The sequence below is a fragment of the Streptomyces ziwulingensis genome, from assembly GCF_039542605.1.
In the GTDB taxonomy this organism is placed as follows: Bacteria; Actinomycetota; Actinomycetes; order Streptomycetales; family Streptomycetaceae; genus Streptomyces; species Streptomyces ziwulingensis.
Genome location: NZ_BAABIG010000026.1, coordinates 144,679 through 158,808, shown reverse-complemented (window position 1 = coordinate 158,808; position 14,130 = coordinate 144,679). Strand labels below are relative to the sequence as shown.

Here is a 14,130-nt window from a genome sequence, read left to right as displayed (position 1 = left end):
CCGCCCCCGGTCCCTCCCCCTCCCCCGCTCCCTCCCCGAGGGGCGGACGTCACGCCGGAACGATGTTCACCAGCTTCGGCGCCCGCACGATCACCTTCCGGATGCCGGCGCCGTCCAGCGCCGCCACGACCTTCTCGTCGGCCAGGGCCACCTTCTCCAGCTCCTCGTCGGAGATGGACGGGGCGACCTCCAGCCGCGCCTTGACCTTGCCCTTGATCTGGACGACGCAGGTGACCGTCTCGTCCACCACGTACGCCGGGTCGGCGACCGGGAAGTCCTGGTGGACGACCGAGTCGGTGTGGCCCAGCTTGCGCCACAGTTCCTCGGCGACGTGCGGGGCCAGCGGCGCGACCATCAGCACCAGGGCCTCGGCGACGGAGCGGGGTACCGGCCCGCCCGCCTTGGTCAGGTGGTTGTTCACCTCGGTGACCTTGGCGATCGCCGTGTTGAACCGCATGCCCTCCAGGTCGCCGCGGACCCCGTCGATCGTCTTGTGCAGCGCGCGCAGGGTCGCCTCGTCGGGTTCGGCGTCCACCACGGCCAGGTCGCCGGTCGCCTCGTCCACGACGTTGCGCCACAGCCGCTGCAGCAGCCGGAACTGGCCCACCACCGCGCGGGTGTCCCACGGCCGGGAGACGTCCAGCGGGCCCATCGCCATCTCGTACAGGCGCAGCGTGTCGGCGCCGTACTCGGCGCAGATCTCGTCCGGGGTGACCGCGTTCTTCAGGGACTTGCCCATCTTGCCCAGCAGGCGGCTGACCTTCTCACCCTGGTGGAACCAGGCGCCGTCGCGCTCCTCCACCTCGGCGGCCGGTACGGCGATGCCGCGCGCGTCCCGGTAGACGTACGCCTGGATCATGCCCTGGTTGAACAGCCGGTGGAACGGTTCGGCCGAGGAGACGTGCCCCAGGTCGAACAGGACCTTGGACCAGAAGCGGGCGTACAGCAGGTGCAGCACGGCGTGCTCGGCGCCGCCGACGTACAGGTCGACGCCGCCGTGCGGCTGCCCCTCGCGCGGGCCCATCCAGTACCGCTCGATCTCCGGGTCGACCAGCTTCTCGGAGTTGTGCGGATCCAGGTAGCGCAGCTCGTACCAGCAGGAACCCGCCCAGTTGGGCATGGTGTTGGTCTCGCGGCGGTACTTCTTCGGGCCGTCGCCCAGGTCCAGGGTGACGTGGACCCAGTCCTCGTTGCGGGAGAGCGGGGTCTCCGGCGAGGTGTCCGCGTCGTCCGGGTCGAAGGTGCGCGGCGAGTAGTCCTCGACCTCGGGCAGCTCCAGCGGCAGCATCGACTCGGGCAGGGCGCGGGCGATGCCCTCCTCGTCGTAGACGATCGGGAAGGGCTCGCCCCAGTAGCGCTGGCGGCTGAACAGCCAGTCGCGCAGCCGGAAGTTGACCGTGCCCTCGCCGGCGCCCTCGGCGGCCAGCCACTCGGTGATGCGCGCCTTGGCGTCGACGACGCCCAGGCCGTCCAGGCGGACGCCGTCACCCGAGGAGTTGACGATCTTCGCGTCGTGGGAGGCGAAGGCGTCCTCCCAGGTGGAGGTGTCCGTGCTCCGGCCGTCGGTCGGCTCCACGACGCAGCGGATCGGCAGCTCGAAGGCGCGCGCGAACGCGAAGTCACGCGTGTCGTGCGCCGGGACGGCCATGATCGCGCCGGTGCCGTAGCCCATCAGCACGTAGTCGGCGATGAAGACGGGGACCCGCTCGCCGTTGACCGGGTTGGTGGCGTAGGCGCCGATGAAGACACCGGTCTTGTCCTTGGCCTCGGCCTGCCGCTCCACGTCGGACTTGGCGGCGGCCTGCGCGCGGTAGGCGGCGACGGCCTCGGCCGGGGTGGCGTGGCCGCCGGTCCAGGCCGCGTGGGTGCCCTCGGGCCAGGCGCCGGCGGTGAACTTCTCCACCAGCGGGTGCTCGGGGGCCAGCACCATGTAGGTGGCGCCGAACAGGGTGTCGGGACGCGTGGTGAACACGGTGATGCGCTCGCCGTCGATGGGGAAGCCGACGCGGGCGCCCTCGGAGCGGCCGATCCAGTTGCGCTGCTGCAGCTTGATGGCCTCGGGCCAGTCCAGCTCGTCCAGGTCGTCGATCAGCCGGTCGGCGTAGGCGGTGATGCGCATGTTCCACTGGCGCAGCTTGGCCTTGAAGACGGGGAAGTTGCCGCGCTCGGAGCGGCCGTCGGCGGTGACCTCCTCGTTGGCCAGGACGGTGCCCAGACCGGGGCACCAGTTGACCGGCGCGTCGGAGGCGTAGGCCAGGCGGAACTCGCCCAGCACCTCGGCGCGCTCGGCGGCGGTCAGTTCGCCCCACGCGCGCGTGTGGCCGGGTACCGGCCGCTCACCGGACTCGAACAGGTCGATCAGCTCGGCGATCGGGCGGGCCCGGCGCGCCTCGACGTCGTACCAGGAGTTGAAGATCTGCAGGAAGATCCACTGGGTCCACTTGTAGTACTCGGGGTCGATCGTGGCGAACGACCGGCGCCGGTCGTGGCCCAGGCCCAGCCGGCGGAGCTGGCTCCGCATGTTGTTGATGTTGGCCTCGGTGGACACGCGCGGGTGCGTGCCGGTCTGCACGGCGTACTGCTCGGCGGGCAGGCCGAAGGCGTCGAAGCCCAGGGTGTGCAGGACGTTGTGGCCGGTCATCCGCTGGAAGCGGGCGGTGACGTCGGTGGCGATGTACCCCAGGGGGTGGCCGACGTGCAGTCCGGCGCCGGAGGGGTACGGGAACATGTCCATGATGAACTTCTTGGGCTTGGCGACCGTCTCCGGATCGCCCGCCAGGTCACCGCTCGGGTTGGGGGCGGCGTAGGTGCCCTCGGCGTCCCAGAAGTCCTGCCAGCGTGCCTCGATCTCGGTCGCCAGGGCGGCCGTGTAGCGGTGCGGCGCGGCCACCTCGGCGGTGGCGGCGGCGTGGGTCTCGCTCATGATCCTCAAAGCTCCATCGATCGTCTTCGCCTGCGGCTGCGACTTCCAGAAATGAAAAATCCCCTCGCACAGGAGGGGACGCCGCGCCGATTCCGAACCATTCCGGAGCACCGGCGGTCGGGACTGATCAGCGCGGCTCGCTAAGCAGAAGGCGTACGGCACGCATGGCGTCAGGGTACCGCAGTCGCCGATCGGGCCGCGAGGGACTTCCGGCGAGGGCGGGGAGCGGCCGACGTCGCCGGAGTCGCCGGAGTCGCGAGCGAGAAGGGAGACGGAGCGTTACTTCGCGTAACAACCGCTAAGGGACATCACAACAACCGTATTGTCGTTTGATAACAACGCAATAACTCAATCCTCGTACCCATGGGGTTGGCGCCACTTAAAGTGCGGCATCGGGACCGCTTCCCCGAACCGCTCGGAGTGCCCCCATGAACCCACCTCTCGCCACCACGGCGGACGACTCGTTCGCGTCGTTCCTCGACTTCGGCGCCGGCGTACTGTCGCTGGTCTGCCTCAGCGCCTCGGTGATCTGGGGTCTCGTCGCCCAGGACCGCTTCCTGCTCGTGGCGCGTCAGCGCATCCTGGCCCAGGCGGTGCACCGGAGCACCGCCGTCGCCTCGCTCGTCCTCCTGCTGATCCACGTCGGGGTCAAGCTGGGGCTGGCCCACACCACCTGGGTCGCCGCCCTCGTCCCCTTCGGGCTGCTCGCCACGGAGGACGAGCAGTTCGGCGGCCGGGCCGTCCTGATCGGCTTCGGCACGCTGGCCGGGCTGCTCATGGTCTTCGTGGCCGTCACCGGCGCGCTGCGCAACCGCTTCGCCTCCCCCGCGCCCGTCGCGGCCCGCTGGCGGGCCATGCACATGCTGGCCTATCCGGCCTGGTGCCTGGCCCTGCTCCACGGGCTCTACGCGGGCCGCGCGGCGAAGCCGGTCTTCATGCTCCTCTACGGCCTCTCCCTGGTCGCCGTGATGGCGGCGCTCGCGCTGCGTTCGGCACCGGCCCAGGTCAAGCGACGGATCGCCGACCGCGTCACCACCCTCTTCGGCACCGACACCGGCCGCGCGGAACGCGAGGGGCGTGAGGAGCGTGAGGAGCGCGAAGAGGCGCAGCCGAGTGGCTCCCGCGCCCGGGCCGGGTCCGCACGGCCGTCGTCGGACCGCGCGAGCCGCGCGGACTCGGGCGTCCCACAGCAGCGCTCATACGCCCCGCAAACCCAGGACGTCCCCGGCACCCCGGGGCCCCCGTACGACTCCTACTCCTCCTACTCCTCCTACGCCTCCTACGTGCCGCCGCCGTACGAGCCCGGGGGCGGCCCCGCTCCCCAGGAGCCCGCGAACGGCTTCGCCGCCGCCTACCGTGCCGTCGCCGGACCGCCCCGCGCGCGGCAGCCCTTCGCGTCCACCGGCCCCGGGCTGCCCCCGGACCCGCGGGCCGCGCGGACCATGCCCTACGCGGACGCCGCCGCCCCGGGCAGCTGGCCGGTGCCGTCGCCGCCGCCGGTCGGTGAGGCGCCCCCGTCGGCCTACGACCCCCTCACCGACACCGGACACACCATCCCGGTCCAGGGCGTTCCGGGCACCTTCGGGCCGGGTCCGAGTGACCTGTACGACACCGGTGAGACGAACGGTGTCCGCGGCCCGTACTACCCGGGTGACCCGTACGACAGCGGTCCCGCCACGGGTACGACCCCCGGTGCGTCCTACGACTTCGGCGCACCGGGTTCCGGTGAACCTTGGAACACGCCCTCCGGAGGCTCTGAGTGAACGAGGCCCTGCCTGACGTCCCCGAAGTCCGCGTGGTCGGACTTCCCCAGCTCACGTCGGGTTTCGACCTTGTCGAACGACTGGATCTGCCCATGCACCTGAAGGTGCACGGGCCGCTGGACCCCATGGGCGGCGAGCAGCTCGCGCAGCTCGCCGAACGTGTCAACCTCAGGGGCCGCGGCGGCGCGGGCTTCCCCTTCCACAAGAAGCTGCGCTCGGTCGCCGAGGCGGCGATCAAGCGCGGCGTACGGCCGGTCGTCGTCGTCAACGGCAGCGAGGACGAACCGGCCTGCCGCAAGGACACCGTCCTGATCAACCGCGCCCCGCACCTCATCCTGGACGGCGCGCTGCTGTGTGCCGAGGCGATGGGCGCGCGCACCCTGGTGATCGGGGTCACGCGCGAGTCCACGCAGCGCTCCATGGAGGCCGCGCTCGCCGAACGCGGCCTGAGCAACGGCCGCCGGTCCGCCCTGCGGGCACGCGTGCAGCGCAATCCCGTACGGATGGTGACCGGCGCCGCCGCCTCGCTGATCCGTTCCATCGACGGCGGCCCTGCGGTCCCGCCCGGCCGCAAGATCAGCGCGTCGAAGAGCGGTGTCGGCGGCGCGCCCACGCTGCTCTCCAACGCCGAGACCTTCGCGCAGCTCGCCATCGCCGCCCGCATCGGCCCGGAGCGCTACGGCAACACGGGCCTGTACGACGAGCCGGGCACGGTCATGCTGACCGTCTCCGGGGCGGTCGCCCGGCCCATGGTGATCGAGGTGCCGACCGGCGTGCCGATGCGCTACGTCCTCCAGCTCGCGGGGGCCCCGCCGGCCTTGCAGGGCGTGCTCACCGGCGGCTATCACGGCAAGTGGATCGACGCGGCCACCGTCGACGAGGCGATCGTCTCGCGCAACTCGCTGGACGCGGTGGGCGGTTCGCTGGGCGCCGGCGCGATCCTGCCGATCGGCCAGGAGACGTGCCCGCTGGGCGAGTCGCTGCGGGTGGCCCAGTGGCTGGCGCAGGAGAGCGCGGGCCAGTGCGGCCCCTGCTACCTGGGGCTGCCGGCCGCCGCGCGCGGCCTGGAGGACATCCTGAACGGCGGTGGTCCGGCCGCCCTGGAGGCGGTCAGGCAGGTCGCCAGGAACGTGAAGCGGCGCGGCGCCTGCTCGCACCCGGACGGCTCGGCGATGTTCCTGGAGTCGACCGTCGCGGCGTTCACGGACGACCTCGCCGCCCATGTCCTGGGCAACGGCTGCGGACGGCCCGTGCGGGGCGTCCTGCCGCTCTTCGAGGGCGGCGCCGGCCCGACGGGCGTTCCCGGCGGCGGATCGGCCGGGGACGACGGGCCCAGCCGGCAGAAGATCTACGTGGACTGGACGCTGTGCCGGGGCCACGGGCTGTGCGCGGACATCCTCCCGGAGGTCTTCCAGCTCGGCGCCGACGGCTTCCCGACGGTGGCGCAGGCCCAGGTGCCGCGCTACGCGGAGGCCAAGGCCCTGCGGGCGGTGCGCCGTTGCCCGGCGCTCGCGCTGCGCGTCGAGGAGGACCTGCGCGCGCAGACGCCGCCCCGCAACAACCTGCCGGTCCTCTCCCCGGGCCGGGGCCGCCGCGCCCTCGGCCGCTGAACGGGCACAAGGCAGGCCGGGTACGGAAAAGATCCCCCGGGTCCGAGGACCCGGGGGATCTTTTCAAGAAACTGTGGAGCTAAGGAGAATTGAACTCCTGACCTCCTGCATGCCATGCAGGCGCTCTACCAACTGAGCTATAGCCCCTTGTTGCGGTCCGCCCGGTTTCCCCGGCGGCGACGCCAACATTACACGGTCACCCGGGCCGCACACCAAATCGTTTCCGATCTGCCCGGTTCGACCTCTTTCGCCGTCGGGTCAAGCGCCGGCAAGCAGTGTGAGCGGGTCAGCGGGTCAGCGGGTCAAGCGGTGACGAACGAGTAGAACCGTTTGAGCGTGCAGTGCTCCTCCAGGAGCCGGCCGTAGATCGGTTCGCCTTCGAGTTCGCGGTACGTCTCGATGGGGTCGCCTTTTATGATCAGCGCCCGCGCGCACTCCTCGCACCAGTACTGGTACTCGGGGTTGAGCGGTTCCATGTCCCGGACGATGGGGGTGCCGCTGCCGCACCAGTCGCACTTCCGCCTGTGTGCACCCATCGATCAGCTCCAGTTACGGCCGCAGGCCGTACACACGTACGAGATGCCGCCGTTGTCCCCGAGGACCTGGGCGACGTGCGCGGAGCCGCAGGAAGGGCAGCGGAGACGGGTGGCGGTGTTCCGTGTCGACACCGCGTCGAGGGGGCCGTCGCCCTCCTTGAGGATGCTCGCAGGCATCGCTACTCCCTCCCAGTCGGGCCGCGCCCCCTTCCGGCCGTTTGATTCTGCCACGACCCGGCCAATACGGTCAGCGACGCCTCAGTACCAGTCCGGACACGGCCGTCCGGAGGCGGCCGTCGGTACGGCCGCCACGGAGGTATACGCCCGTCGGGGCCGGACCGCTCAAACGGAGAAGAACGAAAAATCCCGCCCCCCGAGGGGGACGGGATTCGTCCGTGGAGCTAAGGAGAATTGAACTCCTGACCTCCTGCATGCCATGCAGGCGCTCTACCAACTGAGCTATAGCCCCAGGTCCCACGCGACTTGGGCCGCGTGTCTGGCTCGCCCCGCTCGGCGGGGCGAACAAGAAGAACTTTAGCCTGCGACCTGCCGGAAAGTGAAATCCGGGCCTCGGCCGGGCCGCGGCTCAGTCGTCGTCGCCGAGCACCGGCTCGGGCAGCGTGCCGGCGTTGTGCTCCAGCAGCCGCCAGCCGCGGGCGCCCTCGCCGAGGACGGACCAGCAGCAGTTGGTCAGACCGCCCAGGCTCTCCCAGTTGAGCGGGTCGAGCCCGAGCAGGCGGCCGATGGTGGTGCGGATGGTGCCGCCGTGGCTGGTGACGACGAGGGTGCCGTCCTCCGGGAGCTTCTCCGCGTGGCGGAGCACCACGGGGGCGGCGCGGTCGGCGACCTCGGTCTCCAGTTCGCCACCGCCCCGGCGGACCGGCTCACCGCGCTTCCAGGCGGCGTACTCCTCGCCGTGCCGGGCGATGATCTCCTGGTGCGTCAGGCCCTGCCAGGCGCCCGCGTAGGTCTCCCGCAGGGCCTCGTCGTACGAGACCTCCAGGCCGGTGAGGGCGGCCAGCTCGGCCGCCGTGACGACGGCCCGCTTCAGGTCGGAGGCGATGATCGCGTCGGGCTGGAGGCCGGCCAGCAGGCGGGCCGCGCGGCGGGCCTGGGCGACGCCGGTCTCGGTCAGCTCGACGTCGGTGGTGCCCTGGAAGCGGCGCTCCACGTTCCACGAGGTCTGGCCGTGGCGCCAGAGAATGATGCGGCGGCCCCGCCCGGCCGGGTGGGCGCCCGCGTCATCGGTGGTGGTCATCACCACTCCCCGCCGGACTCGTTCGCCTCCTCGGCGGACCGGGCGCGGGCGTGCTCCTCGCCCTTGCCGCGGGTCGCCTGGGCGTCGGCGGGCAGCTCCAGCTCGGGGCAGTCCTTCCAGAGCCGCTCCAGGGCGTAGAAGACGCGCTCCTCGCTGTGCTGGACGTGGACGACGATGTCGACGTAGTCGAGCAGGACCCAGCGGGCCTCGCGGTCGCCCTCGCGGCGCACCGGCTTGGCGCCGAGCTCCTTGCTGAGCCGCTCCTCGATCTCGTCGACGATCGACTTGACCTGGCGGTCGTTGGGCGCGGAGGCCAGCAGGAAGGCGTCCGTGATCGACAGGACGTCGCTGACGTCGTAGGCGATGACGTCGTGGGCGAGCTTGTCGGCAGCCGCCTGGGCGGCCTTGTTGATGAGTTCGAGAGAGCGGTCGGTCGCGGTCACGGAGAGGCTTTCGGTCGACGGTTGCTTGACCCCAAGGGTCTCACGACCGCCGACCTCACCCCGTGCGGTCACTCCCGGTCACGTGGCGGGTCGGTAGTCCTGCCCGAGGACGACCGACACCCGCGCGTTCGCGGACACCTCTCCCTTCGCGACACTGCTGGTGGGCAGCCCGAGCGTCTTGGCGACCTCGGTGGCGTTCTCCTTGTCGCCGGCGTCCGCGTAGAGCACCTGGGAGGTGGCCCGGTCGGAGGCGGCGGCGGAGCTCTCCAGGAAGGTGAAGCCGCCGTTGAGCAGGACGACGCGGACCTTGTCGGTGTTGCTGTCGACGCCGCTGGCGTTCTGGACGGAGACGCTGACCGCCGCGTCCTTGTCGGGGCTCTTGGCGGTGCCGCCGAGGACGTCCTTGACGACGCCGGCGCTCGCCTCCGCACTGAGTGTGCCGTCGTCCTGGACGGGCAGCGTCGCGGTCTTGAAGTCGCCGCCCTTGGCGCGTTCGGCGAGCCCGGCGAGGAAGGAGCCGAGGTCCTTGTCGGTGAGCGGCGGGTCGAGGATCATCCCCAGGGTCTGGACGGTGGTCGTCGCTCCCCGCGCGTCCGAGGAGAGCTTGCGCAGCACCCCCTGCAGGACCTGCCCGAACCGTTCGAGCTGGGCGTCCTGCGTCTCCTGCGCGCCCTGGTAGGTGGCGTAGGCGACGGCCGTCTTGCCGCTGAGGGTCTGGCCCTCGCCCTTGCGGACCAGGGCGGTGCTCTTCTTGGACTCCGGGTCGGGGACGTCGGTGTCGGTGTCGACCTCGATGTTGCCGACGAGGTCGACGAGGACCTGGAGGTAGGGGGTGTCCAGGCGCCAACTGCCCTCGATGTCGGTGCCGAGCGCCGAGTCGAGCGCGGTGCGCGCCGAGTCGGGGCCGGTGTCGACGGACTTGGCCAGCGTGGTGGGGTTGCCGTCGTCGCCGGTCAGGCCGAGGGAGTTGGGTACGAGGACGGCGGTGCCCTGCTCGGTGGTGGTGTTGTCCACGAGCAGCGCGGTGGAGGTGGTGCCGCCCTTGGTGTCGTGCAGGTGCACGGCGATCACGTCGCGTTTCTGGGCGCCCGCCGCGGTCGTACCGCCGGTGGCGGAGTCGGCGGAGGACAGGCCGGGCAGCTTCCCGGCGTACCAGAGGTAGCCGACGCCGCCGACCGCGACCAGGGCGAGGACGACGACGAGGGCGACGACTCGCGCGCGGGCGCGGCGGCGGGCCTCCTCGCGGCGCTCGGTGCGGTTCTCGGTGAACGCCATCCAGTCGATGACGTCCTCGGAGTCGCCGTCCGGCTCCTCCACGAAGGCGAACTGCTCGGTGCGGTAGTCCGGCGCCGCGCCGCCGTGGTCCGGGACGTCCGCCCCGGGCGGGCCGGGTGCTGCCTCGCGGGGGCCCGCCTGCTGCGGGATGTGCGCGGTCTGCTCGGCGACCCGCGGCTGACCGCCGTACGCCTGCCCGCCCGCGCCCGTGGTGCCCGCGGTACCCGTGGTGCCCGTGGGGTAGGTCTCGTAGCCGGCGCCGTGGCCCGGGACGGGGGGCTGCGGTCCCGTGTCGTAGCCGCCGCCGTAGAGGTCGTAGCCCGGGGCGGACTGCTGCCCTCCGGTGGCGTACGGGCCGCCCTGGACGTAACCCTGCTGTCCCTGTCCCTGCCCCTGCCCCTGCTGGGGGTATCCCTGCTGCCCGTGGTGTCCCTGCTGCGCGTACGGGTCGTACGTCTGCTGCTGGGCGGGCTGGTCTGCCGGGGCCTGGCGGTACACCGGCCGGCCGTACTCGTCGTAACCGACGAGTTCGTACCGGTCGTCGTGCCCGCTGCCGTACCCCGCGTCGTATCGGTCGTTCACCGGTGCCCCTCTCGGCTCACTCGCCGCGGTACAGCTCGCGCTTGTCGATGTAGCGCACCACACCGTCCGGCACCAGGTACCAGACGGGATCGCCCTTGGCGACTCTCGCACGGCAGTCCGTCGAGGAGATGGCCAGAGCGGGAACCTCCACGAGGGAGACGCCGCCCTTGGGCAGCCCGGCGTCGGTCAGGGTGTGGCCGGGCCGGGTGACGCCGATGAAGTGTGCCAGGGAGAACAGTTCCTCGCTGTCGCGCCAGGTCAGGATCTGGGCGAGGGCGTCCGCGCCGGTGATGAAGAACAGGTCCGTGTCCGGGTTGAGCGCTTTCAGGTCGCGCAGGGTGTCCACGGTGTAGGTGGGGCCGCCGCGGTCGATGTCGATGCGGCTCACGGAGAACTGCGGGTTCTCGACGGTGGCGACGACGGTCATCAGATAGCGGTCCTCGGCGGCGGAGACCGCGCGGTGGCTCTTCTGCCAGGGCTGCCCGGTGGGGACGAAGACCACCTCGTCCAGGTGAAACTGCGAGGCGACCTCACTGGCCGCCACGAGGTGCCCGTGGTGGATCGGGTCGAAGGTGCCGCCCATGACGCCGAGCCGGCGTCTTCCCGACCGTGACGGATGGTTGCCGAGACCGGGCGACGGGCGGTGCCGCGTGCCGCCGGCGGATGCGCTCCTCGTACTGCTCTCCGTGCTGTTCTCCGCGCCGCTCTCCGTGCCGTGCGCCGGACCGGTAGGCATGTCCTGCTCTCCCATGCGTGCAGACCCTACCGGCCCGAACGGTGGGCCTCGGCCGCCAGTTGCCCCGCGGACCCGCTCAGCGGTCGCGGTTGAAGCGGGTGGTGATGAACAGCAGGAGCAGCAGGATGACGAAGGCGCCGATGCCGGTGAGGTAGGGGCTGAGGCTCTCGTGGTTGCCGCCGTGCTCCTCGCCGCCCTCGGCGGCGAGCGTGACGATCTGGGCTGCGGTGCTGTGAAGGCTCATCTGCGGCAGGGCCTCTCGCGTGTGGGCGGGATAAAAACGTCGCCTCATCGTATGCGGGCGCCCGGCTGACGATCACGCCGACTCCGCCGTTGGGGAGGGACCGGAGGTCCCGGAACTGCCGGAGGAACCTTCCGGTGGCCTCAGTCGTCCTTCTTGTAGCCACGCAGCAGGAACCAGGCCGCCAGCGCACAGCCCAGCACCATCACGACCAGGACGATCCGGAGCAGGTTGCCCGTCCCCTGCGGTTCGGCGGCGGCCAGTGCCTCGGCGAGGCGGGCGGGGTGGGGGATGTGCTGCATGGCGCGGACTCCTTAGCTGTACTGCCCGTCCACCGTATCCCCGCCTAGGCTGGGGCTTGCTTCGGGGGCACAAAGGGCCGCACAAGGGTTGGCAAAGGGCCACACACACGCACATGGGGGAAGACATGTCCGACGGCCACCAGCACCACGGGCACGAGCGGGTGCCCGGCAGGTCACGCAGGCGCTTCCCCGGGATCTCCTCACGGGCGTACGAGCATCCGGCCGACCGCAGCGCCCTGGTCGCGCTGCGGAAGCTGAGCGGGTTCGACACGGTGTTCAAGGCGCTCAGCGGTCTGCTGCCCGAGCGCAGTCTCCGGCTGCTGTTCCTCTCCGACTCGGTGCGCGTCTCGGACCGCCAGTTCGCCCATCTGAACGACATGCTGCGGGACGCCTGCTACCTGCTGGACCTGGCGAAGGTCCCCCCGATGTACGTCAACCAGGACCCGACGCCGAACGCGATGTGCATCGGCCTGGACGAGCCGATCATCGTCGTGACCACGGGGCTGGTGGAGCTGCTCGACGAGGAGGAGATGCGGGCGGTCGTCGGGCACGAGGTCGGGCACGCGCTGTCCGGTCACTCGGTCTACCGGACCATTCTGCTCTTCCTGACCTCGCTCGCCGTCCGGGTCGCCTGGATCCCGCTGGGCAATGTGGCGATCATGGCGGTGGTGACCGCGCTGCGTGAGTGGTTCCGCAAGTCGGAGCTGTCCGCCGACCGGGCGGGGCTGCTGGTGGGCCAGGACCTCCAGGCGTCCATGCGCGGCCTGATGAAGATCGCGGGCGGCAACCACCTGCACGAGATGAACGTGGACGCCTTCCTGGAGCAGGCCGAGGAGTACGAGGCCGGGGGCGACCTGCGCGACTCGGTGCTGAAGATCCTGAACGTACTGCCCCGCTCCCACCCCTTCACCACGGTGCGCGCCGCCGAGCTGAAGAAGTGGGAGGCGTCCCGCGACTACCAGCGGATCATGGACGGCCACTATCCGCGGCGCGAGGAGGACAAGGACACCTCGGTCCGGGACTCCTTCCGCGAGTCGGCCTCCAGCTACGCCACCCACGTGCGCGGCTCCAAGGACCCGCTGATGCGGCTGGTGAACGACATCGCGGGCGGCGCCGGCGACCTCGGCGAGCGGATGCGGCGGGGCTTCGGCGGGTTCACGGCCGCGCAGCCGAAGCCGCCGCGAGACCCCGACGGCACGGACGGCACGGACGGCACGGACGGCCGTTCGAACGGCTCGGCGGGCGGGCCGGGCGGCCCGGACGGGAGTGGCGGTCCGCGGGGCGGCCCGGACTCGCCCCCGCGCGACGGGGTCTGATCCGCCGGCCGGGCGGCGGCTCACGGCGTCGGCTGCGCGCCGCCCGCCAGGGAGCCGCACAGCGCCGTGGCGCTCTCGCTGGTGTACGGGTCGGTGCCCGCCGGGCCGCCCTCCTTGGCGGTCTGGCCGGCGAGCAGCGGGCGCAGGTACCCCGCGGAGTCCTCGGCGCAGGACAGCGGCCCGGCCTGGACGTAGGAGAGGGTGAGCCGGGCCTGGCGCAGCCGCAGGTCGTCCCGGTCGAAGCGGAAGTGCAGCTCGCGCCGGACGGTGAACAAGGACGCCTCGGCCCGGTCGTCGCCGGCGGGCCGCAGCGGGTAGACGACGGTGTGGTCGGCGACGACCTCCAGGGTGGCGGAGTCGCTCTCCACCACCCGCAGGGAGCCGCGGACCCGGATCTCGGAGGCGGCCAGAGCGGCCCGGGAGGGATCGAGGCGCACCAGCCAGCCGGTGACCGCGTGGTGCCCGTCGGCGGCGGGGCTCGCCAGGCTCTCGTCGAACTGGGCGAGCTGTTCGGGATCGAGCAGCACCCGCACGGACCGGGTCTCCCCGCCGACCAGCACCTCCGGGTCGAGCGCCGAGCGGACGACGTAGCTCTGGGCCGTCGTCAGGGCGCTCATGACCTGCTCGTCCGCGAAGTGGGCGGTGGAGCGGGCGGGCGGCAGCGGGACGCCCGCGGCGCCGGCCCGGAAGGCCGCCGCCGGGCTGTGCGCGTAGAGCTGTTCGACGTCGGCGGCGCCGGGCACCCGGCCGGGCGGGGCCAGCGGGACGACGGTCGTCCGCAGCGGGTCGGCGCGCAGCCGCGCGGCCCGGGTCTCGTAGGGGTCCCGTACGCCCATGTAGAGCGCGGTGCCGAAGGCGAGGGCGATCAGCACGACGAGCAGGAGGGCCTGCCGGGGCAGTCCCCGGCGCAGCGGCGGCAGGCGGCGGACGGCGGGCGCGTGGTCGGTGATGCGCTCCCGGGCGGAGAACTCCTGGAGCCGGGCAGCGCGGACGAACGATTCGTCGAAGACGACGGACCGGTACTCGTCCTCTCCGCCCGCGGAGGCGCCCTCGGGTGGCCCCTCAGGCGGGTCCGAAGGCCCTCCCATATCTTCAGAGTAGGTCGCCGGACGCTCCGGTAAACGCCCCGGTACGCGTCAAGTTGC

General features: G+C 71.8%; 13 protein-coding genes and 2 tRNA genes. 3 read left to right on the top strand and 12 right to left on the bottom strand.

Annotation, left to right across the window (positions count from 1 at the left end):
- Nucleotides 1-49: 49 nt before the first annotated feature.
- Nucleotides 50-2,923, bottom strand: a complete 2,874-nt coding sequence (gene leuS / locus ABEB00_RS16360; RefSeq protein ID WP_345620402.1) for a leucine--tRNA ligase — start codon at nucleotides 2,921-2,923, stop codon at nucleotides 50-52.
- A gap of 428 nt (nucleotides 2,924-3,351) precedes the next feature.
- Between leuS and ABEB00_RS16355 the strand changes: the two genes are divergently transcribed.
- A complete protein-coding gene (locus ABEB00_RS16355) occupies nucleotides 3,352-4,686 on the top strand; it encodes a cytochrome b/b6 domain-containing protein (RefSeq protein ID WP_345620400.1) in 1,335 nt (444 codons plus the stop codon).
- The gene (locus ABEB00_RS16350; protein WP_345620399.1) at nucleotides 4,683-6,296 is read left to right on the top strand and encodes an NADH-ubiquinone oxidoreductase-F iron-sulfur binding region domain-containing protein; all 1,614 of its coding nucleotides are present in this window, start codon (nucleotides 4,683-4,685) and stop codon (nucleotides 6,294-6,296) included. Before ABEB00_RS16355 ends, ABEB00_RS16350 begins: the two co-directional genes overlap by 4 nt.
- Before the next feature lie 74 nt (nucleotides 6,297-6,370).
- On the opposite strand, the gene ABEB00_RS16345 is transcribed toward ABEB00_RS16350, so the two are convergent.
- The 10 genes from ABEB00_RS16345 to ABEB00_RS16300 all read right to left on the bottom strand — a co-directional run bounded on the left by ABEB00_RS16345 (nucleotide 6,371) and on the right by ABEB00_RS16300 (nucleotide 11,669).
- Nucleotides 6,371-6,443, bottom strand: a tRNA-Ala gene (locus tag ABEB00_RS16345).
- Nucleotides 6,444-6,598: 155 nt separating this feature from the next.
- Nucleotides 6,599-6,832: a hypothetical protein gene (locus tag ABEB00_RS16340; RefSeq protein ID WP_004988233.1), complete on the bottom strand. Its 234-nt coding sequence runs from the start codon at nucleotides 6,830-6,832 to the stop codon at nucleotides 6,599-6,601.
- Between the two features lie 3 nt (nucleotides 6,833-6,835).
- On the bottom strand, nucleotides 6,836-7,009 hold the full coding sequence (locus tag ABEB00_RS16335) for a hypothetical protein (RefSeq protein WP_345620397.1): 174 nt from the start codon (nucleotides 7,007-7,009) through the stop codon (nucleotides 6,836-6,838).
- A 219-nt stretch (nucleotides 7,010-7,228) separates the two neighbouring features.
- A tRNA-Ala gene (locus ABEB00_RS16330) sits at nucleotides 7,229-7,301 on the bottom strand.
- Between the two features lie 117 nt (nucleotides 7,302-7,418).
- On the bottom strand, nucleotides 7,419-8,090 hold the full coding sequence (locus ABEB00_RS16325) for a histidine phosphatase family protein (protein WP_345620396.1): 672 nt from the start codon (nucleotides 8,088-8,090) through the stop codon (nucleotides 7,419-7,421).
- Nucleotides 8,090-8,533, bottom strand: a complete 444-nt coding sequence (rsfS, locus tag ABEB00_RS16320; protein WP_345620395.1) for a ribosome silencing factor — start codon at nucleotides 8,531-8,533, stop codon at nucleotides 8,090-8,092. Before rsfS ends, ABEB00_RS16325 begins: the two co-directional genes overlap by 1 nt.
- Before the next feature lie 78 nt (nucleotides 8,534-8,611).
- A complete protein-coding gene (locus tag ABEB00_RS16315; RefSeq protein WP_345620394.1) occupies nucleotides 8,612-10,390 on the bottom strand; it encodes an LCP family protein in 1,779 nt (592 codons plus the stop codon).
- A gap of 16 nt (nucleotides 10,391-10,406) precedes the next feature.
- A complete protein-coding gene (gene nadD / locus ABEB00_RS16310) occupies nucleotides 10,407-11,141 on the bottom strand; it encodes a nicotinate-nucleotide adenylyltransferase (protein ID WP_345620392.1) in 735 nt (244 codons plus the stop codon).
- A 61-nt stretch (nucleotides 11,142-11,202) separates the two neighbouring features.
- On the bottom strand, nucleotides 11,203-11,370 hold the full coding sequence (locus ABEB00_RS16305; RefSeq protein ID WP_345620390.1) for a hypothetical protein: 168 nt from the start codon (nucleotides 11,368-11,370) through the stop codon (nucleotides 11,203-11,205).
- A 140-nt stretch (nucleotides 11,371-11,510) separates the two neighbouring features.
- Nucleotides 11,511-11,669 (bottom strand): hypothetical protein, encoded by a 159-nt coding sequence (locus ABEB00_RS16300; protein ID WP_345620389.1) that lies wholly within the window; start codon nucleotides 11,667-11,669, stop codon nucleotides 11,511-11,513.
- 125 nt (nucleotides 11,670-11,794) lie between these two features.
- Here ABEB00_RS16300 and ABEB00_RS16295 point away from each other — a divergent pair, with 125 nt between their 5' ends.
- Nucleotides 11,795-12,985, top strand: a complete 1,191-nt coding sequence (locus tag ABEB00_RS16295) for a M48 family metallopeptidase (RefSeq protein WP_345620486.1) — start codon at nucleotides 11,795-11,797, stop codon at nucleotides 12,983-12,985.
- 20 nt (nucleotides 12,986-13,005) lie between these two features.
- On the opposite strand, the gene ABEB00_RS16290 is transcribed toward ABEB00_RS16295, so the two are convergent.
- A complete protein-coding gene (locus ABEB00_RS16290; RefSeq protein WP_345620388.1) occupies nucleotides 13,006-14,073 on the bottom strand; it encodes an SCO2583 family membrane protein in 1,068 nt (355 codons plus the stop codon).
- Nucleotides 14,074-14,130: the final 57 nt, after the last annotated feature.

What these genes read in the sequence shown, in the direction of transcription:
- ABEB00_RS16300 (WP_345620389.1), bottom strand. Translation starts at nt 11,669, where the DNA reads ATGCAGCACATCCCCCACCCCGCCCGCCTCGCCGAGGCACTGGCCGCC.
- nadD (WP_345620392.1), bottom strand. Translation starts at nt 11,141, where the DNA reads ATGGGAGAGCAGGACATGCCTACCGGTCCGGCGCACGGCACGGAGAGC.
- ABEB00_RS16290 (WP_345620388.1), bottom strand. Translation starts at nt 14,073, where the DNA reads ATGGGAGGGCCTTCGGACCCGCCTGAGGGGCCACCCGAGGGCGCCTCC.
- ABEB00_RS16305 (WP_345620390.1), bottom strand. Translation starts at nt 11,370, where the DNA reads ATGAGCCTTCACAGCACCGCAGCCCAGATCGTCACGCTCGCCGCCGAG.
- leuS (WP_345620402.1), bottom strand. Translation starts at nt 2,923, where the DNA reads ATGAGCGAGACCCACGCCGCCGCCACCGCCGAGGTGGCCGCGCCGCAC.
- ABEB00_RS16325 (WP_345620396.1), bottom strand. Translation starts at nt 8,090, where the DNA reads ATGACCACCACCGATGACGCGGGCGCCCACCCGGCCGGGCGGGGCCGC.
- ABEB00_RS16335 (WP_345620397.1), bottom strand. Translation starts at nt 7,009, where the DNA reads ATGCCTGCGAGCATCCTCAAGGAGGGCGACGGCCCCCTCGACGCGGTG.
- ABEB00_RS16355 (WP_345620400.1), top strand. Translation starts at nt 3,352, where the DNA reads ATGAACCCACCTCTCGCCACCACGGCGGACGACTCGTTCGCGTCGTTC.
- ABEB00_RS16295 (WP_345620486.1), top strand. Translation starts at nt 11,795, where the DNA reads ATGTCCGACGGCCACCAGCACCACGGGCACGAGCGGGTGCCCGGCAGG.
- ABEB00_RS16340 (WP_004988233.1), bottom strand. Translation starts at nt 6,832, where the DNA reads ATGGGTGCACACAGGCGGAAGTGCGACTGGTGCGGCAGCGGCACCCCC.